At 66.1% G+C, this 23,440-nt stretch carries 19 protein-coding genes; 13 read left to right on the top strand and 6 right to left on the bottom strand.

The window, feature by feature from the left end; all coding sequences use genetic code 11:
- The first annotated feature begins 69 nt into the window (after positions 1-69).
- Complete coding sequence (locus QYL93_RS09475) at positions 70-1,359, top strand: M20/M25/M40 family metallo-hydrolase (RefSeq protein ID WP_305743416.1); 1,290 nt, start codon at positions 70-72, stop codon at positions 1,357-1,359.
- A gap of 72 nt (positions 1,360-1,431) precedes the next feature.
- On the opposite strand, the gene QYL93_RS09470 is transcribed toward QYL93_RS09475, so the two are convergent.
- The 4 genes from QYL93_RS09470 to QYL93_RS09455 form a co-directional block, all read right to left on the bottom strand.
- Complete coding sequence (locus QYL93_RS09470; protein WP_305743415.1) at positions 1,432-2,388, bottom strand: 2-hydroxyacid dehydrogenase; 957 nt, start codon at positions 2,386-2,388, stop codon at positions 1,432-1,434.
- Positions 2,389-2,481: 93 nt separating this feature from the next.
- Positions 2,482-2,943, bottom strand: coding sequence for a nuclear transport factor 2 family protein (locus tag QYL93_RS09465; RefSeq protein WP_305743414.1), 462 nt, complete (start codon positions 2,941-2,943; stop codon positions 2,482-2,484).
- A gap of 133 nt (positions 2,944-3,076) precedes the next feature.
- Complete coding sequence (gene kdgD, locus QYL93_RS09460; RefSeq protein WP_305743413.1) at positions 3,077-3,988, bottom strand: 5-dehydro-4-deoxyglucarate dehydratase; 912 nt, start codon at positions 3,986-3,988, stop codon at positions 3,077-3,079.
- A 37-nt stretch (positions 3,989-4,025) separates the two neighbouring features.
- Positions 4,026-5,003 (bottom strand): tripartite tricarboxylate transporter substrate binding protein, encoded by a 978-nt coding sequence (locus QYL93_RS09455; RefSeq protein WP_305743412.1) that lies wholly within the window; start codon positions 5,001-5,003, stop codon positions 4,026-4,028.
- 433 nt (positions 5,004-5,436) lie between these two features.
- Here QYL93_RS09455 and QYL93_RS09450 point away from each other — a divergent pair, with 433 nt between their 5' ends.
- Positions 5,437-6,534 (top strand): beta-propeller fold lactonase family protein, encoded by a 1,098-nt coding sequence (locus QYL93_RS09450; protein WP_305743411.1) that lies wholly within the window; start codon positions 5,437-5,439, stop codon positions 6,532-6,534.
- A 41-nt stretch (positions 6,535-6,575) separates the two neighbouring features.
- Complete coding sequence (locus QYL93_RS09445) at positions 6,576-7,568, top strand: tripartite tricarboxylate transporter substrate binding protein (protein ID WP_305743410.1); 993 nt, start codon at positions 6,576-6,578, stop codon at positions 7,566-7,568.
- Positions 7,569-7,594: 26 nt separating this feature from the next.
- On the opposite strand, the gene QYL93_RS09440 is transcribed toward QYL93_RS09445, so the two are convergent.
- Positions 7,595-7,927: a DNA-binding transcriptional regulator gene (locus tag QYL93_RS09440; protein WP_305743409.1), complete on the bottom strand. Its 333-nt coding sequence runs from the start codon at positions 7,925-7,927 to the stop codon at positions 7,595-7,597.
- Between the two features lie 185 nt (positions 7,928-8,112).
- Between QYL93_RS09440 and QYL93_RS09435 the strand changes: the two genes are divergently transcribed.
- From QYL93_RS09435 to QYL93_RS09390, 10 genes are all read left to right on the top strand, one after another.
- The gene (locus QYL93_RS09435; RefSeq protein ID WP_305743408.1) at positions 8,113-8,502 is read left to right on the top strand and encodes a thioredoxin family protein; all 390 of its coding nucleotides are present in this window, start codon (positions 8,113-8,115) and stop codon (positions 8,500-8,502) included.
- A gap of 314 nt (positions 8,503-8,816) precedes the next feature.
- Positions 8,817-12,395 (top strand): DEAD/DEAH box helicase, encoded by a 3,579-nt coding sequence (locus QYL93_RS09430; RefSeq protein WP_305743407.1) that lies wholly within the window; start codon positions 8,817-8,819, stop codon positions 12,393-12,395.
- A 251-nt stretch (positions 12,396-12,646) separates the two neighbouring features.
- Positions 12,647-13,240, top strand: coding sequence for a ribosome maturation factor RimP (gene rimP, locus QYL93_RS09425; protein ID WP_305743406.1), 594 nt, complete (start codon positions 12,647-12,649; stop codon positions 13,238-13,240).
- 88 nt (positions 13,241-13,328) lie between these two features.
- Entirely contained in the window at positions 13,329-14,816 is a 1,488-nt protein-coding gene (nusA, locus tag QYL93_RS09420; RefSeq protein ID WP_305743405.1) for a transcription termination factor NusA, read from the top strand.
- A gap of 24 nt (positions 14,817-14,840) precedes the next feature.
- Positions 14,841-17,714 (top strand): translation initiation factor IF-2, encoded by a 2,874-nt coding sequence (gene infB / locus QYL93_RS09415; RefSeq protein WP_305743404.1) that lies wholly within the window; start codon positions 14,841-14,843, stop codon positions 17,712-17,714.
- A gap of 3 nt (positions 17,715-17,717) precedes the next feature.
- Positions 17,718-18,092: a 30S ribosome-binding factor RbfA gene (rbfA, locus tag QYL93_RS09410; protein WP_057203714.1), complete on the top strand. Its 375-nt coding sequence runs from the start codon at positions 17,718-17,720 to the stop codon at positions 18,090-18,092.
- Positions 18,093-18,095: 3 nt separating this feature from the next.
- Complete coding sequence (truB, locus tag QYL93_RS09405) at positions 18,096-19,088, top strand: tRNA pseudouridine(55) synthase TruB (protein ID WP_305743403.1); 993 nt, start codon at positions 18,096-18,098, stop codon at positions 19,086-19,088.
- Positions 19,085-20,905, top strand: a complete 1,821-nt coding sequence (gene typA, locus QYL93_RS09400) for a translational GTPase TypA (protein ID WP_057268817.1) — start codon at positions 19,085-19,087, stop codon at positions 20,903-20,905. Before truB ends, typA begins: the two co-directional genes overlap by 4 nt.
- A 145-nt stretch (positions 20,906-21,050) precedes the next feature.
- Positions 21,051-21,968 (top strand): DMT family transporter, encoded by a 918-nt coding sequence (locus tag QYL93_RS09395; protein ID WP_370876954.1) that lies wholly within the window; start codon positions 21,051-21,053, stop codon positions 21,966-21,968.
- An 11-nt stretch (positions 21,969-21,979) separates the two neighbouring features.
- Positions 21,980-23,083, top strand: coding sequence for an enoyl-CoA hydratase/isomerase family protein (locus QYL93_RS09390; RefSeq protein ID WP_305743402.1), 1,104 nt, complete (start codon positions 21,980-21,982; stop codon positions 23,081-23,083).
- 41 nt (positions 23,084-23,124) lie between these two features.
- Here QYL93_RS09390 and QYL93_RS09385 read toward each other — a convergent pair whose 3' ends face one another.
- Positions 23,125-23,334 carry a hypothetical protein gene (locus QYL93_RS09385; RefSeq protein WP_305743401.1) on the bottom strand — a complete coding sequence of 70 codons (210 nt, stop codon included), beginning with the start codon at positions 23,332-23,334 and terminating at the stop codon, positions 23,125-23,127.
- Between the last annotated feature and the right edge of the window lie 106 nt (positions 23,335-23,440).

Below are 23,440 nucleotides of genomic sequence, written 5' to 3'. Positions count from 1 at the left end.
TGAAATTTCTGTTTCAGAGCTCCATAATCGCGTTTCCCAACACCCTGTTGCTCGCTGCAAATCCACGCCATGACCTACCCGACCGTTGCCCCCTCCCTGATCCGCCCCCTGGTCGCCTCGCTCTCGCTGGCCTTCGCTGCCGCCCTGGCCCATGCCGCGCCCGTGGCTGAAGTCCATGCCCTGGCACAGAAGGAGCAGCAACCCCTGCTCGACACCCTGCGTGACCTGGTGCACATCGAATCGGGCAGCAAGGACATCGAGGGCCTGAACCAGATCGCCAACCGCATCGCTGCCCCGCTCAAGCAACTGGGCGGCACGGTCGAGGTGCTGCAGACGAACGACGTCTACCGCCTGGACGACACGCCCGAGAAGGTAGGCCCCGCCGTGCAGGCCGTGTTCAAGGGCACGGGCAGCAAGAAGATCATGCTGATCGCGCACATGGACACGGTGTACCTGAAAGGCATGCTCAAGGACCAGCCCTTTCGCATCGAGGGCGACAAGGCCTATGGCCTGGGTATCTCTGACGACAAGCAGGGCGTGGCCCTGATCATCCACACCGTGGCATTGCTGCAGAAGCTCAATTTCAAGGACTACGGCACGCTCACGGTGCTGATCAACGGTGACGAAGAAATCAGCTCGCCCGGCTGGCGCAGCACCATCACCCGCGTGGCCGCGGACCAGGACGTGGTGTTCTCGTTCGAAGGCGGCGGCACCGACGGCACCCTGCGGCTGGCTACCAGCGGCATCGGTGCGGCCTACATCACGGTGCAGGGCAAGGCATCGCACGCCGGCGCCAAGCCCGAGGACGGAGTGAACGCGCTGTACGAGCTGTCGCACCAGTTGCTGCAGATGAAGGACCTGTCCAAGAGCGACGAGGGCCTCAAGCTCAACTGGACCGTCTCCAAGGCCGGCACAAACCGCAACGTGATCCCCGCCGAAGCCACGGCCCAGGCCGATGCGCGCGCGCTCAAGGTGGCGGATTTCGACGGGCTGGAAAAGTCGCTGCAGGAGAAGATCAAGACCAAGCTCATCCCCGCCTCCAAGGTGGAAGTGAAGTTCGAAGTGCGGCGCCCGCCGCTCGAAGCCAGCGAGGCATCGCGCCGCGTGGCCGGCTACGGCAAGGTCATCTACCAGGAACTGGGCCTGCCGCTCAGCGTGGTCGAGAAGGCCACGGGCGGCGGTACCGATGCGGCCTTTGCGGCCTTGAAGAACAAGGGCGCCGTGGTGGAGGGCATGGGCCTGTCGGGCTATGGTGCCCACTCCAACGATGCCGAGTACGTGCAGGTCAACACCATCGTGCCGCGCTTGTACCTGGCCACGCGCATGATCATGGACATTTCCAAGGGCGTATTGAAGTAACGCACCCACGCGCCCTGGACGCGCGTGTTTTATGGGCCCTCGCCGGTGCATGCCGGCGGGGGCCTTTTCACATCAGGCGACCGGAACGGGCACGCGCACCGCGCCCGTGGCGTAGAAGGATTCCAGGTTCTCCAGCACCAGGTCGGCCATGGCGCGGCGGGTTTCGTGCGTGGCGCTGGCGGTGTGCGGGGTGAGCACCACGTTGTCCAGCGCCATCAGCGCCGCAGGCACCTGGGGTTCGTTCTCGAACACGTCGAGCCCGGCACCGGCGATGCGGTTCTGCTGCAGGGCCTCCACCAGCGCGGCCTCGTCCACCACGCTGCCGCGCGCCACGTTGACCAGGTAGCCCTTGGGGCCCAGAGCGTCCAGCACTTCGCGGTTGACCATGTGGCGCGTGGAGGCGCCGCCGGCCACGGTGAGCACCAGGTAGTCGGTCCACTGCGCCAGCGCCAGCAGCGATTCGAGGCGGGGCAGCGCGCAACCTTCGACCGGGCGGCGGTTGTAGTAGCCGACCTCCATGCGAAAGCCCGTGGCGCGCTCGGCCACGGCCAGGCCGATGCGGCCCATGCCGACGATGCCCAGGCGCTTGCCCGACACGCGCGTGAGCGGCGCGTAGCGGGCCTTGGGCCATTCGCCGCGGCGCACGAAGCGGTCGCTCGCGGCCACGCCGCGCGACACGTCGAGCATCAGCGCAAACGCCATGTCGGCCACGCAGTCGTTGAGCACGTCGGGTGTATAGCCGACCGGAATGCCGCGCGCCCGCGCAGCGGCGATGTCCAGCGCATCGAAGCCCACGCCGAAGCTGCTGATCACCTGCAGGCGGGGCAGGGCCGCAATCACTTCGCCCTTGAGGCCAATGGATGCGGACGTGACCACCCCGGTGAAGCTGGCGCCGTGCTCTGCCAGAAAGGCCACCGGGTCGGCCTGGTCGGACAGGCACACCACGTCGTAGCGGGCGGCCAGCTCGGTATCCAGCGCGGGCAGGGGCAGGCGGGCGATTTGCAGGAGGCGGGGCTTGGGCTGGGTCATGAAGAAAAGAAAATGGGCCAGTCCCGGGAAGCCGGGCCGGCCGTTGTAGAGGGCGGGCCGCAGTGTTGGTGCTGCAGCCCCATGGTGGCGATCTTATGCCGCTACACGCACTGCCTGGCGGGCCAGCAGCTTCCAGCTGCCGCCCTGCTGCTGCCACACGCCCAGGATCTTGATCAGCACCTTGCCGGGCTTGCCCGAGTCGTTGGTGTCGGCCGTGAGGGTGTGGCGCACGATGGCGGTGTTGCCCACGACCTTGATGGTCTGGTCGCTGATGGCGATGGTCACGAAGTCGGACTTGCCGGCGAGCAGGTCGCCGATGAAGCTGTCCTTGGTGTCCACGCGGCCGCCCGAGTGGCCGTAGCTCAGGTCATCCGCCACCAACTGGGCCAGTGCGGCCTGCGTGGGGTCGACCATGGCCACGCGCAGGCGCTCGGCCGCAGCCGCCACCGATTGCTCGGACGCGGCGGACGAGGCTGCAGGCGAGTTGCTTGCGCAGCCGGTAAGGGCTGCGATTGCCACGGCAGCAGCGGCTGTGAGGACGATTTTCTTGAACATCTTGTCTGTCTCCATTGTTGTGTTTGAGGATGTAGGTACGTGCCGCAGGAAAAATCCACGCGCCCGTGCACGGCCAGGCGAATGGAGATCGTGAAATGAAAAAGGGCCTGGTGATCCAGGCCCTTTCAGGCGCTTACTGCGGGCCGAGCTTGTCGATCAGCGCTTTCAGCTGCTCCATCTCGGCAGACTTCAGGTCCGTCAGCGGCGCGCGCACAGGTCCTGCGTCGTGGCCCACCAGCTTGGCGCCGGCCTTGATGATGCTCACGCCATAGCCTTCCACCTTGTTGCGGATGTCCAGGTAAGGCATGAAGAACTCCTTGAGCAGCCGGTGCTGCGTGGCCATGTCGTCGGACGCCACGGCCTTGTAGAAATCCATCGCCGTCTTGGGGATGAAGTTGAACACCGCCGAGGAGTAAACCGGCGTGCCCAGCGCCTTGTACGCCGCCGCATACACCTCGGCCGTGGGCAGGCCGCCCAGGTAGGAAAAACGGTCACCCATCTTCATGAAGATCGAGGACATGGTCTCGATGTTGCCCACGCCGTCCTTGAAGCCGATCAGGTTCGGGCAGCGCTCGGCCAGGATGGCCAGCGAGTTGGCCGTGAGCTTGGTGCGGTCGCGGTTGTAGACGATGACGCCGAACTTCACGCTGTTGCAGACCGCAGCCACATGCTCGATCAAACCCTCCTGGCCGGCTTCGGTCAGGTAGTGGGGCAACAGCAGGATGCCGTGGGCACCCAGGCGCTCGGCCTCCTGGGCATGGGCGATAGCGGTGCGGGTGGGGCCGCCGGCACCGGCAATGATGGGCACCTTGCCGCGGCAGGTGTCCACGGCGGTCTTGACGACCTGGCCGTACTCGGCGCCCGAGAGCGAGAAATACTCACCCGTGCCGCCGGCGGCGAACAGGGCGGTGGCGCCATAGGGGGCCAGCCATTCCAGGCGCGCGGCATAGCCCTTGGGGTTGAAGTCGCCCTGGGCATCGAAGTCCGTGACGGGGAACGAGAGCAGGCCGGAGCCCATGATGGATTTGAGTTCTTGCGGGTTCATGGTGGTGGCGGGGCTGGTATGAAAAAACGGGGCAAGCTCAGTCGAGCTTGATCTTGGCGGCCGTGACCACGCTGGCCCAGCGTGCGCGCTCCTTGGCGAAGAACTGGTCCTGTTCGGTGGGGGTCATGGTCACCACCTCGGCGCCCTGGCCGGCCAGGCGCGAGCGGATGTCGGGCGAGCGGATGGCGGTGATCAACGCCTTGTTCAGCCGCTGCACCACGGCTTCGGGCGTACCGCGGGGCAGCAGAATGCCTTGCCAGGTGCCGGACTCGTAGCCGGGCACGCCTTGCTCGGCGATGGTGGGCACGTCGCCGATCAGCGGCATGCGCGTGGACTTGGACACGCCCAGCACCTTGAGCTTGCCGTTCTGCACCTGGGGCAGGGTGGCCAGCATGCCGTTCATCAGCACCTGGGTCTGGCCGGCCACCGTGTCCTGGATGGCCGTGACCCCGCCCTTGTAGGGGATGTACTGCCAGCGCGCGCCGCTGGCACGCTCCAGCGCCACACCGGCCAGGTGCGGTGCGCTGCCGGTGGCGGTGACGGCGAAGTTCAGGTCCGCTGTCTTGGACAGTGCGATCAGTTCCTTGAGGTTGTTGGCCTTGACCGAGGGGTGCACCACCAGCAGGTGGGGCGAGTAAGCCAGCATGGTCACGCCACGCAGGTCCTTGGAGGGGTCGAACGCCAGCTTGGTATAGACCGAGGGGCTGATGGCCAGGGCACCCACGTCGCACAGCAGCATGGTGTAGCCGTCCGGCTCGGCCTTGGCCACGAAGTCCGCGCCCAGGTTGCCGTTGGCGCCAGGCTTGTTCTCCACGATCACGGTCTGCTTGAGCAACTCCGACAGGGGCTGGCTGATGGAGCGGGCAATGATGTCCGAGCTGCCGCCGGGAGGGTAGGGCACGATCAGCTTGATGGTTTTGGTGGGTTGCCACTCGGCGGCGGTCTGGGCCGTGGCGGTGGTGGCGGCAAGGGCGGCGGTGCACGCCAGGATGGCGTCGCGGCGGGTGAGTGTCATGTGTTGTCTCCTGGTTTCACTGTTGTTGCTAGTCATCGTACAACTAAGCGCGCAGAAAAACAATTGCCCTTACAAAAAAAGAGCGCATTAAAGTGCCGGTGGGCTGACTGCCTGGGGTGCCGGATGCCCCGCGGCAGCGGAGCCGATCGCGCGGTGCCTGTTGTCGGAGGGGTGTGGATGGTGCCGCATTCTCCTATAGGAATGACTGGTCGGTGGCGGTTTCGTCGCTGCATGCACTGCAAGCCCCGGGAGCATGCAATCGGGTTCGGGTAATCCCTTTGGTCAGATGCGCTGTGCGGCTCCACAATCCGCCATGTTGTATGACAACATATGACGCGCAGTCCTTTTTCATGGAGAGCGGGACCCTGCTGCGTCGTGTCGCCCGCATGCCCGTGTCCCTGTCTGTGCGGACCCCGTTTGAAAGGAAATACTGATGACCCGTGTAATTCATTGGCGCGGCCTGGCGCTGCCCCTGGCTGCCAGCGCCCTGTGGCTGGGTGCGTGCTCTGCGGCAACGGCCGCTACCTGGGTGTATGTGTCCAATGCCGACAGCCAGGATCTGTCCGTGCTGGAGCTCGACCGCAGTGCCGGCACGCTCAAGCCCGTGGAGACGGTGCCCCTGGCCGGCATGGCCATGCCCCTGGCGGTCAGCCCGGACAAGCGCGTGCTCTATGTGGCGCTGCGCTCCCAGCCGTTCCGGGTGGTCAGCCTGGCCATCGACCCCGCCAGCGGAAAGCTGCGCAAGCTGGGCGAGGCGCCGCTGGCCGACAGTATGGCCAATATCGACACCGATGCCACGGGCCGGTGGCTGTTCGCCGCCTCGTACCCGGGCCACAAGATCACGGTCAACTCCATCGGCAAGGACGGCGCCGTGGGCGCCGTGCAGCAGCTCATCCCCACGGCACCCCATGCGCACGCCATCCATGCCGACGCGGCCAACCGCCATGTGTTCGCCACCAGCCTGGGGGGCGACAACCTTTCGGCCTGGCGCTTCGATGCCGAGACCGGGCGGCTCACGGCCCACGAGCCGGCGCTGACCACCGTTGTGCCCGAGAAATCGGGCCCGCGCCACTTCGTCTGGGACCGTGCGCAGCGCCACATGTATGTGCTCAACGAGCTCGATGCCGCCGTGCACGTGATGGCCTACGACGCCGCGCGCGGAACCCTGCGGTCCGTGCAGCGCACCACGGCGCTGCCCGCCGGCTTTGCCGGCAAGCCCTGGGCGGCCGACCTGCACCTGTCGCCCGACGGCCGCACGCTGTACGCATCCGAGCGCACGTCGAGCACGATCAGCAGCTTTCGCGTCGACGCCTCCACGGGCCAGTTGCAGCCGCTGGGTCAGGTGCCCACCGAAAAATCGCCGCGCGGCTTTGCGGTGGATTCCTCGGGCCGCTTCCTGATTGCCGCAGGGCAGGAGTCGCACAGCCTCTCGCTGCACCCCATCGATGCGGCCACGGGCATCCCGGGCGCGCCCACCCGCGTGCCCGCCGGCAAGAACCCCAACTGGGTCGAGATCGTCGACTTCCCCTGAAAACCGCTTTTCATCCGCTTCACCATCAGGAGACAACCGCCATGCAACGCAGAACCCTCATCCACACGGCAGCCCTGGCCGCAGCCTGCGGCCTCGCCGGCCTGCCCGCCGCTGCCCAGGGCACCTGGCCCACGGGCAAGACCATCAGTTACGTGGTGCCCTTTGCCGCAGGCGGCACCACCGACACGCTGGGCCGCATGATCGGCCAGCAACTGGGCACGGCCCTGGGCACCACCGTGGTGGTCGAGAACAAGGCCGGCGCTGCGGGCAGCGTGGGCTCGGAGGTGGTGGCGCGCGCGGCGCCCGACGGCTACACCTTGCTGGGCGGCACCGTGAGTTCGCACGCTATCAATGCCAGCCTGTATCCCAAGCTGGGTTACGACGCCATCAAGTCCTTCAGCCCTGTGACCTTGATCGGCACCAACCCGGTGGTGCTGGTGGTGGCGGCCAACAGCCCCTACAAGACGCTCAAGGATGTGCTGGCCGCCGCAAAGGCCAAGGAGGGCGGCCTGTCCTCCGCCTCGGCCGGCACGGGCAGCTCGCAGCACCTGGCTGTGGAACTGCTGGGCTTCAGGTCGGGCGTGAAATTCACGCACATCCCCTACAAGGGCAGCGGCCCGGCGATCCAGGACGTCATTGGCGGCCAGGTCGACATGATGTTCGACACCACCGTGGTGGCGGCTCCCCACGTGCAAAGCGGCAAGCTGCGTGCGATTGCCGTGACCTCGCCCAAGCGCCTGGCGTCCATGCCCGACGTGCCCACGGTGGCGGAGTCCGGCATCAAGGGCCTTGAGGACTTCCAGGTCCAGTCCTGGCAGGCCATCTTCGTGCCCGCCGGCACGCCCGCGCCGGTGGTGGGCCGCCTGCACGACGAGATCCGCAAGATCCTCGGGCAGCCGGACATGCAAAAGCGCCTGGCAGGCTTCGGCATGGAGCCGGCCGACCTGAACGTGGGGCAGATCGCCGCCTTCCAGAAGGCCGAGGTCGAGAAATGGGCCCAGGTGATCAAGGCCGCCAACATCAAGGTGGACTGATCGAGCGGTTGGGCGGCGCGGCGCCTCTACTCGGGGGAAATGGCTTCCTCGCCGTCGGTCGCTGTGTCTTTCACACTGCCTGCCGGCAGCTTGCGTTCCAGTCGGAACTCGGGGTGCTGGCCCGTGAGCAGCAGGAACATGGCGAACACCGGGCCCTGCATGCTGCGCTCGTCGCTAGTGCTCTCCAGGGCCTGCCAGGTGCGTGACTGCAGGCCGCCCCGGCTGCCGGTCTGCAGCGGATAGCCCAGCAGCTCTGCCGCCTGCGCCTGGCTCAATCCGGCGGCCGTGCGCGCGGCCTTGAGTTGGTCGCCGCTGGGGATCGGCATGTTCAGCGCAAGGGTGTCGGGGCGATGGCTCATGGGTGCGGTGGTGCGTGGGTGTGCGGGATGCGTGGATTGTCGTCCAGCACCCGCGTGGCGTGCATGGATGCCGTGCATACAGGCCCTCAGCGGGCATTCTGCCTCTGCCGGCTGCCCGTGTTGTGCCTGCAGCCTGCCCCAAGCCGTTGTACAGTGGCACGCCACAGCCCTGAAGGATTTCGCAGATGCACAGCCCGGCCGCCTTGCCCAACGCCACGCCCACCGCCAGCACCTCCGGGGGCTGGTGGGCCGTGTGCCTGTGCGCCAACTGGTGCGGCACCTGCCGCGACTACCGTGCCATCTTCGACACCCTGGCCCTGGCCCACCCGGATGTGCGTTTCGAGTGGGTGGACATCGAGGATGAGTCCGAACTGGCGGGCGACCTGGACGTGGAGACCTTTCCCACCCTGCTGATCGCCGATGGCGCGAGTGCGCGCTTTCTGGGCCCTCTGCTGCCCCAGGCCCCTGTGCTGGCGCGGCTGCTCTCCAGTCTGCAGGCGGAGCAGGGCGGGCCAGCGGCGGGCGGTGATGCGCAAGAGGTGTTTGAGCGCGTGCGCGCAGCACGCGGGGGCTGAGGTAGGGGTCTAGTGCAGTGTTTCACGCTATCTGGCACATAAAAAGTCGTCTTTTCGGCCCTGGCCGCGTTGCAAATCCTCGCGATACGCCCGGTATCGCTGTGGTTTGCGCCTTTCCAGGACCAAAAATCCGCCCTTTTTATTTGTGCCATCAAGCATGAAACACTGCACTGGCGGCCACCTCCATGGGGCAGGTGGGGGTTCTGGTCTGCTATTTTTTGAATAGCAGTTTGTGCAGTACCATGAATCGATAGCCGCTGTCGGCTTCCTCCGATAGCCCCTGTCGGCCCCCTGGTTGTGTATTGAATTTTTCCATGTCCCTGGAGTTCTGGTTCGAGCCTGAGTCATTGCGTGCGCTGTGCGACGATGGTGTGTGGGCGCGGGGCACGGCGCTGTTCAAGGCGCGTGCGGTGCGGCGGCTGGCCGTCAGCGCCCAGGGCGACCACTGGCGCCTCGAAGGCGACGTGCAGGGCACTCAGCTGGCGCCTTACCAACTGTCCGTCTCGATGGCGCTCATGCCCGATGGAGCGGTGGACTACTGGCGCAGCCAGTGCAGTTGCCCCGTGGGCCTGCAGTGCAAGCACGGCGTGGCGCTCATGCACCAGGCGGCGCGCCAGGGGCCGAGCGAATCCGACCGCGCCAGGGGCCTTTCCGCGCCCGCAGCCGGGTTGAACCGCCCGCCGCCCGCCCGCAGCGACGTGCAGCAGCGCATGGCCGAGGTGCACCGCATGGAGTCGGAGGCGCGTCTCATGAACTGGCTGCTGGCGCTGGACAAGGCCGCAGGCCTTGCCGATGGCGATGCGCCAGCAGGTACCGGCGGCGCGGTGGATCGCCCTGAGCAATATGTCTACCTGTTGTCCGTGGTGGGGGCGCCGCGGGCGGCACCGCTGCTGCAGCTGGAGGCCGTGGTGTCCTACCCCAAGGTCACCGGCGGCTGGGCCAAGCCCAAGTTGGTGCGCACCCAGCCGGGCAAGGGCCAGGCGGTGTTTGACCGCGCCGGCGACACCGACCGCCAGGTGCTGCAGCTGCTGCGGGCGTTGCCGCGCCACCAGAACTATTACTCCGCCTACAGTGGCGCGCCCTGCGCGGTGCTGGAGGGGCAGATCGGCCTGCTGGCCGTGCAGCAGGCCGCCAGCACCGGGCGCCTGTTCGCCGATGCGGGCGGCTCCACGGTGGGGGCGCCCCTGCGGTGGGGCGAGCTGTTGCCCATCGAGTGGGCCTGGCAGGCCGTCTCGGGCGGTGCGGCAGGCGCACAGGCGCAGGACAGCGGCTGGGCGTTGCAGGCGCGCCTGCCCCAGGCGGGCGCCACGCTGTGCCATAACAACCCGCCGATGTACCTCGATGCCGCCGCCGGCCTGTGCGGTCTGGCGCATGCCCCGGGCATGGAGCCCGCGCAGCTGGAGGTGCTGCTGCACGCGCCCACCCTGAGTGCTGCCGCGCTGCAAAAATACCAGGCCGACGTGGCCCGGCGCCTGGGCCCCGTGCCGCTGCCGCCCTTGCTGCAGGGCTTGACCCGGCTCGACGGCGTGCCCCCCGTGGCGCGCCTGCACCTGGCGCCGACACCGGCGGCCGGGGTAGCCTACATGGGGCTCATCACGGCGCAGTTGCGCTTCGACTACCTGGGCCACGTGGGCTGGTGGGTGGGACAGCCCCTGTCGGTGCTGGTGGACGGCCTGGACGGTGAAGGCGGCAAGGTGCTGCTGCAGCGCGATGGCCGTGCCGAGATCGACGCCGTCTCGCGCCTCATGGACCTGGGCCTGCTGGGCGTGGACGAGGGTTTGTTCGGCATCCCGGGCGAGCGTCCGCAGGGCGCCTGGATGCTCTGGGCCGATGAAGGCTTCGCTGCGCTGCGCGACGCAGGCTTTGTGCTCACCGTGGCGCCCGAGCTCGATGGCTGGATCACGCACGCGCAGACCATCCATGTGCACCTGGGCCCAGAGGGGGCTGCGGGCGCCGAGGAAGACGATGCATTCGGGCTGGACGACGATGCGGATGGCGCAGAGCCAGGTGGCGGTGCAGGCGCACGCGGCGATGGCGGCGAGCCCAATCCGTCCCCCTGGTTCGAGCTGTCGCTGGGCATCGAGATCGATGGCCAGCGCCACAACATCCTGCCCTGGCTGCCCGACCTGATCGCGGCGGCTGCATCGGCAGCGCCCGACCCCGCCGAGCCCGGTGGCGGTGCCAAGGGGCTGGCGCTGCCTCCGTTTCTGTACCTTCCGGCGCCCAGCGGCCATGGCTTCGTGCGCCTGCCCACCGACACCCTGAAGCCCTGGCTGGCGGCGCTGCTTGACCTGGCGGGCGACCGCGCACACGATTTTTCGGGCGAAAGCCTGCGCCTGTCGCGCCTGGAGGCGCTGCGCACCAGCGCCTCGCTGGGCGATGGCGTGGCATGGGAGGGGGCGGCCAGCCTGCACGCCCTGGTGCAGCAACTGCAGGGGCAGGGCCAGCTGCCCGAGGTGCCGGTGCCTGCGGGAGTGCAGGCGCAGCTGCGGCCGTACCAGCAGCAGGGGCTCAACTGGCTGCAGTTCCTGCGTGCCAATGGCCTGGCGGGCGTGCTGGCCGACGACATGGGCCTGGGCAAGACCTTGCAGACACTGGCGCACATCCAGGTCGAGAAGGATGCCGGCCGCCTGGTGCAGCCCGCGCTCATCGTGGCGCCCGTGAGCCTGATGGGCAACTGGGAGCGCGAGGCCGCGCGCTTCACCCCGGGCCTGCGCAGCGTGGTGCTGCACGGCAAGGAGCGCCACGCCCTGGCCGAATCCATGGCCGAGCACGACCTGGTGATCGCCCCCTATTCGCTGCTGCAGCGCGACCGCGAGCGCTGGCTGGAGGCGCGCTGGCACATCGTCGTGCTCGACGAGGCGCAGAACATCAAGAACGCCACCACCAACGCCGCGCAGGTGGTGGCGCAGTTGCAGGCCAACCACCGGCTGTGCCTGTCGGGCACGCCCATGGAGAACCACCTGGGCGAGATCTGGAGCCTGTTCCACTTCCTCATGCCGGGCTTTCTGGGCAGCCAGCAGCGCTTTCGCGACCTGTTTCGCAACCCCATCGAGCGCCAGGGCAGCACCGAGCGGCTGGCGCAGCTGCGCGCGCGCATCACCCCCTTCATGCTGCGCCGGGCCAAGTCGGTGGTGGCGCATGAGCTGCCGCCCAAGATCGAGACCGTGATGCCGGTGGACCTCTCGGGCGGCCAGGCAGACCTGTACGAGACCATCCGCCTGGGCATGGAAAAGACCGTGCGCGAGGCGCTGCAGGCCAAGGGCCTGGCGCGCTCGCAGATCACCATCCTCGACGCGCTGCTCAAGCTGCGCCAGGTGTGCTGCGACCCGCAGCTCGTGCCGCTGGAGGCGGCGCGCAAGGTGCACACCTCGGCCAAGCTCGCGCAACTGATGGAAATGCTGCCCGAGATGCTGGCCGAAGGGCGGCGCATCCTGCTGTTCTCGCAGTTCACGAGCATGCTGGCGCTGATCGAGGCCGAGCTGTCCAAACACGGCCTGCCCTGGGTCAAGCTCACGGGCCAGAGCCAGAAGCGCGACGCCATCATCGACCGGTTCACCAGCGGCGAGGTGCCGCTGTTCCTCATCAGCCTGAAGGCCGGCGGGGTGGGGCTGAACCTGCCCCAGGCCGACACCGTGATCCACTACGACCCCTGGTGGAACCCCGCCGTGGAGGCCCAGGCCACCGACCGCGCCCACCGCATCGGCCAGACGCAAAGCGTGTGGGTGGTCAAGCTGGTGGCGCGCGGCACCATCGAAGAGCGCATCCTGGCCCTGCAGGAAAAGAAGGCCCAGTTGGCGACCAGCCTCTACCAGGGTGCAGCAGGGCGAAAGCAGCCGCTTTTCACCGAAAGCGACCTCGCCGAGCTGCTGCAGCCGCTGTCACTGCCGTAGCGAACAGGGGTTGGCAAAGGCGTTTTTCCGCGCAAACCCGCGCCGGGCGTTGTTCTGCCGCACATGCAGGCTGTTTGCGGCGTGCTCGTGGCCCCGCAGCTTGGCAAATCAACGCTTTACGGGCTACAATACATTTCTCACGACCAAGCGGGCGGGTACCAACCGCCCGTTTTTTTTGGTCGTTTGCTTTTGGAGCTCGAAGCCTCTGGGGGTTATCGGGTTTTTTGTTTTTCCGGGATTGAATAGAACACGTGGCACTGCAGCAAGTCGTTGAACAAATTGTGATTGGCCTGGGGTATGACCTGGTGGAGATCGAACGCTCCGCTGGTGGTCTGCTGCGCATCACCATCGACTTGCCCTGGGTACAGCCTGCCGCCGATGCACCCGCGCCGGCCGCCGAGCAGTACGTCACGGTCGAAGATTGCGAGAAGGTCACCCGCCAGCTGCAGTTTGCGCTGGAGGTCGACGGCGTTGAATACAAGCGCCTGGAAGTGTCTTCTCCCGGAATCGATCGACCCTTGCGCCACGAGCAGGACTTCGTGCGTTTCGAAGGCTCGATCATCGACATCACATTGAGGGCGCCCATCGGCGCGGCAGGAGCGGGGCAGGTGAACGCCACGCGCAAGAAATTTCGCGGCACGCTGGAGCGGGCCGAGGCAGGGGGCTGGCAGATCGTCTGGAGCGAAGAGCCCGCTGCCAAGCCAGGTCAAAGAATCAGCAAGAAGCGCGTGCCCGCCCCGTTGCAGGCGCTGGGCTTCACCCTGGATGAAACACGGGACGTGCGCCTGGCGCCGATCGTGGATTTCAAGGGGCGTAGCAACAAGCCAGGGGTCGAGCCCGCCTGAGCTGCAAGCAGGCTGCTGAATGAATTGGGCAGATGGCCGCCGCGTGCAGCCTTTGCTTATCGGGTGATTGAACTAGGAGAGTCGTCGCATGAATCGCGAATTGTTGATGTTGGTTGAGGCCATTTCGCGCGAAAAGAACGTGGAGCTGGACGTGGTCCTGGGCGCCGTGGAAGCGGCCCTGGCCCAGGCTACCAAGAAGCTGTACCAGGGCGAGGTGGACATTCGCGTGTCCGTCGATCGCGACAGCGGCAACTATGAGACTTTCCGCCGCTGGCTGGTGGTGCCTGATGATGCGGGCCTGCAAAATCCTGAAGCCGAAGAGCTGCTGATGGATGCGAAAGATCGCATTGCCGACATCGAAGTCGGCGAGTACATCGAAGAAGGCGTCGACTCCGTGCCTATCGGCCGCATTGGCGCCATGGCGGCCAAGCAGGTCATCCTGCAGAAGATCCGCGACGCGGAGCGCGAAATGCTGCTCAACGACTTCATGTCGCGCGGCGAGCGCATCTTCACCGGCACCGTCAAGCGCATGGACAAGGGCGACATCATTGTCGAGTCCGGTCGCGTGGAAGGCCGCCTGCGCCGCAGCGAGATGATCTCCAAGGAAAACCTGCGCAGCGGTGACCGTGTGCGCGCCATGATCATGGAAGTGGACCTGACGCTGCGCGGCGCGCCCATCATCCTGTCGCGCTCGGCGCCCGAGTTCATGATCGAGCTGTTCCGCCAGGAAGTGCCCGAGATCGAGCAGGGCCTGCTGGAGATCAAGAGCTGCGCCCGTGACTCCGGCTCGCGCGCCAAGATCGCCGTGCTCTCGCACGACAAGCGCGTGGACCCCATCGGCACCTGCGTCGGCGTGCGTGGCACCCGCGTGAATGCGGTGACCAACGAACTCGCCGGCGAGCGCGTGGACATCGTGCTGTGGTCCGAAGACCCGGCCCAGTTCGTGATCGGTGCGCTGGCCCCTGCCAACGTCTCCTCCATCGTGGTGGACGAGGAAAAGCACGCCATGGACGTGGTGGTGGACGAGGAAAACCTCGCCATCGCCATCGGCCGCGGCGGTCAGAACGTGCGCCTGGCGTCCGACCTGACCGGCTGGAAGATCAACATCATGGACGCCGCCGAATCGGCGCAAAAGCAGGCCAACGAGTCCGACACGGCCCGCAAGCTGTTCATGGAAAAGCTCGATGTGGACGAGGAAATCGCCGACATCCTGATCTCCGAAGGTTTCGCCAGCTTGGAAGAAGTGGCCTATGTGCCGCTGCAGGAAATGCTGGAAATCGAAAGCTTCGACGAAGACACCGTCAATGAGCTGCGTGCCCGTGCCAAGGATGCGCTGCTCACCATGGAAATCGCCCGTGAGGAAAGCGTGGAAGAGGTCTCCCAAGACCTGCGCGACCTCGAAGGCCTTAACCCGGAGCTGATTGCAAAATTGGCCGAAGGCGGTGTGCACACACGTGACGACCTGGCCGATCTGGCCATTGATGAGCTGACCGACCTGACCGGACAGTCTGCAGACGATGCCAAAGCCTTGATCATGAAGGCGCGCGAACACTGGTTCGCGGGGCAGCAAGAGTAAGGGTCAGGGAGGCACGAACCACATATGTCCAGTAATACTGTCGCCGAGTTTGCAACCGAACTCAAAAAATCGCCTGAAACCCTGCTCGACCAGCTCAAGGCTGCCGGCGTGGGCAAGGCCGCCCCATCGGACGCGTTGACCGAGTCCGACAAGCAAAAACTGCTCGTGTACCTGCAAAACAGCCACGGCACCGCTGCGGTTGATCGCAAGAAGATCACGCTGACGAAGAAGTCCACCAGCGAGATCAAGCAGGCCGATGCCACGGGCAAGGCGCGCACGATCCAGGTGGAAGTGCGCAAGAAGCGCACCTTCATCAAGCGCGATGATGGCGTGGAGGGCTCTGTCGAGTCCGAAGATGCCGTGGTGGAAGAGGCCCCCATCTCGAGCGAAGAACTCGAGCTGACGCGCCGCGAGGAAGAAGCACGCCGCCAGGCCGAGCTGATCCGCCGCCAGGAAACCGAGCTCGCCGAAAAGCGTGCCGAGCGCGAAGCCCGCGAACAGCGTGAGCGCGAAGCCGAAGAGCGCGCCACCGCCTACGCCGCTCAGGAAGCCGAGAAGAAGGCCCAGGCCTCTGCCGTCAAACAGGAAGCCACGCGTGAGCAGGCCGCCGAGGCCGCCGCGCGCAACGCTGCCCAGACCGAAGCCCGTGAAAAGGCTGCAGCCGAGTCCAAGGCCCGCTCCGACGAGGAAGTGGCCCGCGCCGCCGACCTCGACGCACGCCGCCGCAAGGCCGAAGCCGAGGCAGCCGCCATCCGCTCCATGATGGCCACGCCCAAGAAGGCGGTCATGGTGGCCAAGAAGCCCGAAGAACCCAAGCCCGTGGCCAAGCCCGCGCTGGCCGGCGATGCCAAGAAGGGCACGCTGCACAAGCCCGCAGTGGGCACGGGCACCGGCCCGGCACGCCCCGGCGCACCTGCCACGGCGGCAGCGCCTGGCGCGGCTGCCGGCAAGGAAGTGAAGTCGGCCAAGCTGTCCTCCAGCTGGGCGGGCGACACGGCCAAGAAGAAGGAAATCAAGACCCGCGGCGACAGCAGCGGGGGTGTGGGGCGCAACAACTGGCGCGGAGGCCCGCGTGGCCGCCGTGGCAATGACCGCGACCACCGTGACGACCACCACCAGCAATCCGCTCCGGTGGAGGCGCGCATCATCGAAGTGCACGTGCCCGAAACCATCACGGTGGCCGAGCTGGCGCACAAGATGTCGATCAAGGCCAATGAAGTCATCAAGGCCCTGATGAAGATGGGCCAGATGGTCACCATCAACCAGCCGCTGGACCAGGACACCGCCATGATCATGGTGGAAGAAATGGGCCACAAGGCCGTGGTGGCTGCTCTGGACGATCCGGAAGCCTTCACCGACGACGACACCTTGCAAAAGGACGTCGAACTGCTGCCACGCGCACCTGTGGTCACCGTCATGGGCCACGTGGACCATGGCAAGACCTCGCTGCTCGACTACATCCGTCGTGCCAAGGTCGCCTCGGGCGAAGCCGGCGGCATCACGCAGCACATCGGTGCCTACCACGTGGAAACGCCACGCGGCATGATCTCGTTCCTGGACACCCCTGGCCACGAGGCGTTCACCGCCATGCGTGCCCGTGGTGCACAGGCCACCGACATCGTGATCCTGGTGGTGGCAGCGGACGACGGCGTCATGCCCCAGACCAAGGAAGCCATCAAGCACGCCAAGGCGGCTGGTGTTCCCATCGTGGTGGCGGTCAACAAGATCGACAAGCCCGATGCCAACGCCGACCGCGTCAAGCAGGAGCTGGTGGTCGAGTCCGTCGTGCCGGAAGAGTACGGTGGCGAATCGCCATTCGTCTCGGTGTCGGCCAAGACCGGCCAGGGCATTGACGACCTGCTCGAACAGGTGCTGCTGCAGGCCGAAGTGCTGGAACTGAAGGCCCCGGTCGACTCGCTGGCCAAGGGCCTGGTGATCGAAGCCCAACTGGACAAGGGCCGCGGCCCTGTGGCCACGGTGCTGGTGCAGTCCGGTACGCTCAAGGTCGGCGATGTGGTGCTGGCAGGCCAGACCTATGGCCGCGTGCGCGCCATGCTGGACGAAAACGGCAAGACCGCCAAGACCGCAGGCCCATCGATCCCGGTGGAAATCCAGGGCTTGACCGAAGTGCCCCAGGCCGGCGACGAATTCATGGTGCTCACGGACGAACGCCGTGCCCGCGAAATCGCCACCTACCGTGCCGGCAAGTTCCGCAACACCAAGCTGGCCAAGCAGCAGGCTGCGAAGCTCGAGAACATGTTTGCCGACATGACGGCAGGCGAAGTGAAGATGCTGCCCATCATCGTCAAGTCCGACGTGCAGGGTTCGCAGGAAGCGCTGTCGCAGTCGCTGCTCAAGCTCTCGACCGACGAAGTCAAGGTGCAGCTGGTGTACGCCGCAGTGGGCGCCATCAGCGAGTCGGACATCAACCTGGCGATCGCCTCCAAGGCCATCGTGATCGGTTTCAACGTGCGTGCCGATGCCGGTGCACGCAAGCTGGCCGAGAGCAATGGCGTCGATCTGCACTACTACAGCATCATCTATGACGCTGTGGACGAGTTGCGCGTGGCCATGTCGGGCATGCTGGCTCCCGAGCAGCGCGAAGAGATCATCGGTACGGCCGAGATCCGCACGGTGTTCGTGGCGACCAAGATCGGTACGATTGCCGGTTCGTACATCACCTCGGGCATGGTCCATCGCAATGCACGCTTCCGCCTGCTGCGCGACAACGTGGTGGTCTACACGGGCGAAGTCGACTCGATCAAGCGCCTCAAGGACGACGTCAAGGACGTCAAGGAAGGCTTCGAGTGCGGTATCAAGCTCAAGAACTACAACGACATCAAGGAAGGCGATCAACTCGAATTCTTTGATATCAAGGAAATCGCGCGGACGCTGTAACCGATGGCTGCGAAGAAGAAGTCCTCCACCCCGAACCGCGCCTTCAAGGTCGCCGATCAGATCCAGCGCGATCTGACGGAGCTGATCGCGCGCGAGTTGAAAGACCCGCGCGTGGGCATGGTGACGCTGCAGGGTGTGGAGGTGACTCCCGACTACGCGCACGCCAAGGTGTTCTTCAGCCTGCTGGTGGGCGACCCTGTGGAAACACAGGCGGCGCTCAACCAGGCGGCTGGGTTCCTGCGCAATGGCCTGTTCAAGCGCCTGCACATCCACACGGTGCCCACGCTGCACTTCGTGTACGACCGCACCTCCGAGCGTGCGGCCGACATGAACGCCTTGATCGCCAAGGCCGTCTCTTCGCGCGCCCAAGAGGAGTAGTCCATGCACTCGCCTCGCACCAGGGTGCAGCGGCGCCCTGTGCATGGGGTGTTGCTGCTGGACAAACCGCTCGGCCTGTCGAGTAACGACGCCTTGCAAAAGGCGAAATGGCTGTTGCGCGCCGAAAAAGCGGGCCATACCGGCACGCTCGATCCGCTGGCCAGCGGCGTGCTGCCGCTGTGCTTTGGCGCGGCCACCAAGTTCAGCCAGCTGCAGCTCGATGCCCCCAAGACCTATGAGGCTGTGGCCCTGCTGGGCGTGACCACCACCACCGGCGATGCCGAGGGCGATGTGGTCGAGCGCCGCCCCGTGGTGCTGGCCGAACTCACGCCCGAGCGCCTGGCCGCCGTGCAGCTGCAGTTCACCGGCCCCCTTCAGCAGGTGCCGCCGATGTACAGTGCCCTCAAGAAGGACGGCAAGGCCCTCTATGAATACGCGCGCGCCGGCATCGAGGTGGACCGGCCCGCACGCGACGTGGTGATCCATTCGCTTTCCCTCACGCTGCTGGCGGACAATCCGGATGCCATCGCCGTTAAAATGGTGGTGCAGTGCAGCAAAGGCACCTACATCCGCACGCTGGGTGAGGACGTGGGCGCTGCGCTGGGTTTCGGTGCGCACCTTACCTTTTTGCGCCGCATCGATACCGGGGGTATCGGGGTGGAGCGCTGTGTCACGCTGGCGCAGCTCGAAGCCATGGAGGAGGGGGAGCGCCTGGCGCAGCTGGAGCCGCCCGAGTCCCTGCTGGCGCAACACGTGCGTGTCACGCTGGACAGCGAGAATGCTGCTCGCTTCCTGTCGGGCGTACGCCGCCGAGGCACCTGGCCCGATGCCGGGGCTGTGGCGGTTTTTGGCGACAATCCCCCGGCACTGCTGGGGGTGGGCCACATCGTGGGCGGGGAGCTGGTGCCCGACAGGCTCCTGAGTCCGCTGGAAATTCAACAAATTTTGGAAGGTACGCCGCACCTGCAAGCCAGCGGCACATTGGAAAAACTATGACTAAACAGATCCGCAACATCGCCATCATCGCCCACGTTGACCATGGCAAGACCACCATGGTGGACCAATTGCTGCGCCAGTCCGGCACCTTCGCCGACCACGAAAAGGTCGTCGACACCGTGATGGACAACAACGCGATTGAAAAAGAGCGTGGCATCACGATCCTGGCCAAGAACTGTGCCGTGAGCTGGGAAGGCACCCACATCAACATCGTGGATACCCCTGGTCACGCGGACTTCGGCGGTGAAGTGGAGCGTGCCCTGTCCATGGTCGACAGCGTGGTGCTGCTGATCGACGCGCAAGAGGGCCCCATGCCCCAGACGCGTTTCGTGACCAAGAAGGCCCTGGCCCTGGGCCTGCGCCCCATCCTGGTGGTGAACAAGGTGGACAAGCCCGGTGCCAACCCCGACAAGGTCGTGAACGCCGCGTTCGACCTGTTCGACAAGCTCGGTGCCACCGACGAACAACTCGACTTCCCCGTGGTGTACGCCTCGGGCATCAACGGCTGGTCGTCGCTGGTGGAAGGCGCTCCTGGCGAGCAGTGGGGCCCCGACATGTCGGCCCTGTTCAACACCATCCTGAGCCACGTTCCCCCGAACACGGGTGACCCGGCCGCTCCGCTGCAGTTGCAGATCTCGGCGCTGGACTTCTCCACCTTCGTGGGCCGCATCGGCGTGGGCCGCATCAGCCAGGGCACCATCAAGCCCATGATGGACGTGGTCGTCATGGAAGGCCCCGATGGCAAGGCCGTCAAGGGCCGCGTCAACCAGGTGCTGACCTTCCAGGGCCTCGATCGCATGCAGACGCCCTCGGCCGGCCCTGGCGACATCGTGCTGATCAACGGCATCGAAGACATCGGCATCGGCGTGACCATCACCGACCCTGCCAACCCCGCGCCGCTGCCCATGCTCAAGGTGGACGAGCCCACGCTGACCATGAACTTCTGCGTGAACACCTCGCCGCTGGCCGGCCGCGAAGGCAAGTTCGTGACCAGCCGCCAGATCTGGGACCGCCTGCAAAAGGAACTGCAGCACAACGTGGCCCTGCGCGTGAAGGAAACCGACGAAGAAGGCATCTTCGAAGTGATGGGCCGTGGTGAGTTGCACCTGACCATCCTGCTCGAAAACATGCGCCGCGAAGGCTACGAAATGGCCGTGTCCAAGCCCCGCGTCGTGTTCCGCGACGTGAATGGCGAAAAGCACGAGCCCATCGAACTGGTGACGGCCGACATCGAAGAAGGCCACCAGGGCGGCGTGATGCAGGCGCTGGGCGAGCGCAAGGGCGAGCTGGTGAACATGGAGCCGGACGGCCGTGGCCGCGTGCGCCTGGAGTACCGCATTCCTGCGCGGGGCCTGATCGGCTTCACCAACGAATTCCTGAACCTGACGCGTGGCTCGGGCCTCATCAGCAACATCTTCGACAGCTACGAGCCGCACAAGGGCGACATCGGCGGCCGCAAGAACGGCGTGCTGATCTCCATGGACGACGGTGAAATCTTCACCTACGCCCTGGGCAAGCTCGACGACCGTGGCCGCATGTTCGTCAAGGCCAATGACCCCGTGTACGAAGGCATGATCGTCGGCATCCACAGCCGCGACAACGACCTGGTCGTGAACGCCACGCGTACCAAACAGCTGACCAACTTCCGTGTCTCGGGCAAGGAAGACGCGATCAAGATCACGCCGCCCATCGATGCCACGCTCGAATACGCCGTGGAATTCATCGAGGACGACGAACTGGTCGAAATCACGCCCAAGTCCATCCGCATCCGCAAGCGCCACCTGAAGGAAAGCGACCGCAAGCGCGCGGGCCGTTGATAGCGTTGCGTCCACCCTCCGTTGCGGAGGGTGTGGCGGCGACGACACCAGGCTGAGAGGCTTGCTGAAGGGCCACTGCTGTGGCCCTTTTTTCGTTCAGCGCCATCGGAATGCGTCATGGCTGTCGGATGTGGTCTGGAGATGAATGGATGGGGATACGGACAAGGATGCAGGCGATGGCGGTAACCCGGTGAAGCTAACCCATTCAAAGGCCGTGGCCCTGATGGTCGCCGTGACCCTGATGTGGTCCATCGCCGGCGTCGTCACGCGCCACCTGGAGCAGGCGCGCAGCTTCGAGGTCACCTTCTGGCGCAGCCTGTTCACGCTGGCTGCGCTGCTGGTCATACTGCCTGTGCTGCAGGGGCGCGCGGTGTTCGCCTCCATGCGCCAGAGCGGGCGGGCGCTGTGGATCTCGGGCCTGTGCTGGAGCGTGATGTTCACCGCCTTCATGGTGGCCATTCTGCTCATGCCGGTGGCCAACGTGCTGGTCACCATGGCGGCAGGGCCCTTGCTCACCGCACTGTTCGCGCGCGTGTTCATCGGCCACCGCATCGCGCCGCGCACCTGGGCTGCCATCGGTGTGGCAGGCTTGGGTATCGCCTGGATGTACGGCTCGCAAATGGCCGGGCTGCCCGTGGTGGGCACGCTGGTGGCCTTGTGCGTGCCCGTCGCCGCTGCCATCAACTGGACGGTGGTGCAGCACGCGCAGCGCCACGGCCATGCGGTGGACCTGGCGCCCGCTGTCCTGGTGGGGGCGGTCATCTCGGTGCTGACCACGCTGCCCCTGGCGCTGCCGTTCCAGGCCTCGGCGCATGACCTTTGGCTGCTGGCCCTGCTGGGCGTGGTGCAATTGGCCATCCCCTGCGTGCTGGCAGTGCGCTGCGGGCAGGTGCTCAAGGCGCCCGAACTGGCTCTGCTGAGCCTGCTCGAAGTGATTTTTGGTATTTTGCTGGCATGGCTGGGCGCGGGCGAAGAGCCCGCTGCCGCCGTGCTGACGGGTGGCGCACTGGTGATCGGCGCGCTGGTTTTCAACGAATTACTGGCTTTCAAGGAACAACAATGACGGAGACGACCATGACTGCAACAAATACGGCTGCCGCTGCCGAAGTGCTGAGCGAAGTGCGCGGCCAGGTGGGCTTCATCACGCTGAACCGCCCGCGCGCGCTCAACGCGCTGTCGCTGGGCATGGTGCGCGACCTCATGGCCATTCTGCTGGCTTGGCAGCACGACGATGCAGTGCTGGCCGTAGCCATCCGCGGCAGCAACAAGGAAGGCCCCTTCGGCGCCTTCTGCGCCGGTGGCGACATCCGCTTTTTGCACCAGGCCGGCAGCCAGGGCAACCCGCAGCTTGAGGACTTCTTCACCGAGGAATACGCGCTCAACCACCTGATCCACAACTACGCCAAGCCCTACATCGCCTTCATGGACGGCATCGTCATGGGCGGCGGCATGGGCATCAGCCAGGGCGCCGCGCTGCGCGTGGTGACCGAGCGCACGAAGATGGCCATGCCCGAGACGGCCATCGGCCTGTTCCCGGACGTGGGTGGCGGCTATTTCCTGGCGCGCTGCCCCGGCAGCGCGGGCGAATGGCTGGCGCTCACGGGCGACACCATCGGCGCCGATGCGGCCGTGGCCTGCAACCTGGCCGATGGCTGCATCCCGGTGGACCAGCAGGCCCCCGTGTGGGAGGCCCTGGGCACGCAGCAGTTTGCCGATGCGCAAGCCGTCAAGGCCTTCGTCGTTGCGCGCCTGCTGCCGAAGAACCAGGCTGTTGCGGTAGAACTGGCGCAGGCGGATACTTACTTCGCGTTGCCCACCGTGGGCGAGATCGTGCGCGCGCTCGAAGCCGCCGATTCCGACTGGGCGCGCGCCACCGTTGCCACGCTGCGCAAGCGCTCGCCGCTGATGCTGCACGTGGTGCTCGAACAGATCCGCCGTGCGCGCGGCATGGGCCTGGCCGACGACCTGCGCATGGAGCGCGACATGGTGCGCCACTGCTTTTACCTGCGCCCCGGCCAGAGCGAAACGGTGGAGGGCATCCGCGCCCTGGCCGTGGACAAGGACCATGCGCCGAAGTGGAACCCCGCACGCATCGAAGACGTAACGCCCGCGATGGTGGCACCGTTCTTCGCCAGCCCCTGGCCCGCGCACTCGCATCCATTGGCAGCCTTGGTGTGAGTGAGAACGCGGGGCCCGCTGACCTCGTCAGCGGGTTCTCGTCAGGCCCCTGCTGCCACGGCCTTTGGCGCCTGCGCCTGCGCGTGCATGCGCAGCAGCATCGACTCGAGCTTTTCGTTGGACAGCCCGGTGTGCGCAGTCGCACGTGCCGCCTGTGTGTCGGCTGCCCGCACCTCTGCTCTGCCCGATGGGTCGACGGCACGGCCCAACGTGGAGGCCGGAGAACCCGTGCTGCTGTGTGCTGTCGTCATGGCGAATCGATCCATCGGTGTTGCTGCGCGCAACAGTCTGATGGCAATCCGCGCCGGCCGGTCGCCGGAAAAGCAGGGCAAAACCGTGCCAGATCGGCGGATCGGG

This window comes from Acidovorax sp. A1169 (assembly GCF_030704685.1).
Classification (GTDB): domain Bacteria; phylum Pseudomonadota; class Gammaproteobacteria; order Burkholderiales; family Burkholderiaceae_C; genus Acidovorax.
This window is presented reverse-complemented; position numbering and strand designations above follow the sequence as displayed.

What these genes read in the sequence shown, in the direction of transcription:
- QYL93_RS09475 (WP_305743416.1), top strand. Translation starts at nt 70, where the DNA reads ATGACCTACCCGACCGTTGCCCCCTCCCTGATCCGCCCCCTGGTCGCC.
- QYL93_RS09470 (WP_305743415.1), bottom strand. Translation starts at nt 2,388, where the DNA reads ATGACCCAGCCCAAGCCCCGCCTCCTGCAAATCGCCCGCCTGCCCCTG.
- QYL93_RS09465 (WP_305743414.1), bottom strand. Translation starts at nt 2,943, where the DNA reads ATGTTCAAGAAAATCGTCCTCACAGCCGCTGCTGCCGTGGCAATCGCA.
- kdgD (WP_305743413.1), bottom strand. Translation starts at nt 3,988, where the DNA reads ATGAACCCGCAAGAACTCAAATCCATCATGGGCTCCGGCCTGCTCTCG.
- QYL93_RS09455 (WP_305743412.1), bottom strand. Translation starts at nt 5,003, where the DNA reads ATGACACTCACCCGCCGCGACGCCATCCTGGCGTGCACCGCCGCCCTT.
- QYL93_RS09450 (WP_305743411.1), top strand. Translation starts at nt 5,437, where the DNA reads ATGACCCGTGTAATTCATTGGCGCGGCCTGGCGCTGCCCCTGGCTGCC.
- QYL93_RS09445 (WP_305743410.1), top strand. Translation starts at nt 6,576, where the DNA reads ATGCAACGCAGAACCCTCATCCACACGGCAGCCCTGGCCGCAGCCTGC.
- QYL93_RS09440 (WP_305743409.1), bottom strand. Translation starts at nt 7,927, where the DNA reads ATGAGCCATCGCCCCGACACCCTTGCGCTGAACATGCCGATCCCCAGC.
- QYL93_RS09435 (WP_305743408.1), top strand. Translation starts at nt 8,113, where the DNA reads ATGCACAGCCCGGCCGCCTTGCCCAACGCCACGCCCACCGCCAGCACC.
- QYL93_RS09430 (WP_305743407.1), top strand. Translation starts at nt 8,817, where the DNA reads ATGTCCCTGGAGTTCTGGTTCGAGCCTGAGTCATTGCGTGCGCTGTGC.
- nusA (WP_305743405.1), top strand. Translation starts at nt 13,329, where the DNA reads ATGAATCGCGAATTGTTGATGTTGGTTGAGGCCATTTCGCGCGAAAAG.
- infB (WP_305743404.1), top strand. Translation starts at nt 14,841, where the DNA reads ATGTCCAGTAATACTGTCGCCGAGTTTGCAACCGAACTCAAAAAATCG.
- rbfA (WP_057203714.1), top strand. Translation starts at nt 17,718, where the DNA reads ATGGCTGCGAAGAAGAAGTCCTCCACCCCGAACCGCGCCTTCAAGGTC.
- truB (WP_305743403.1), top strand. Translation starts at nt 18,096, where the DNA reads ATGCACTCGCCTCGCACCAGGGTGCAGCGGCGCCCTGTGCATGGGGTG.
- typA (WP_057268817.1), top strand. Translation starts at nt 19,085, where the DNA reads ATGACTAAACAGATCCGCAACATCGCCATCATCGCCCACGTTGACCAT.
- QYL93_RS09395 (WP_370876954.1), top strand. Translation starts at nt 21,051, where the DNA reads ATGGATGGGGATACGGACAAGGATGCAGGCGATGGCGGTAACCCGGTG.
- QYL93_RS09390 (WP_305743402.1), top strand. Translation starts at nt 21,980, where the DNA reads ATGACTGCAACAAATACGGCTGCCGCTGCCGAAGTGCTGAGCGAAGTG.
- QYL93_RS09385 (WP_305743401.1), bottom strand. Translation starts at nt 23,334, where the DNA reads ATGACGACAGCACACAGCAGCACGGGTTCTCCGGCCTCCACGTTGGGC.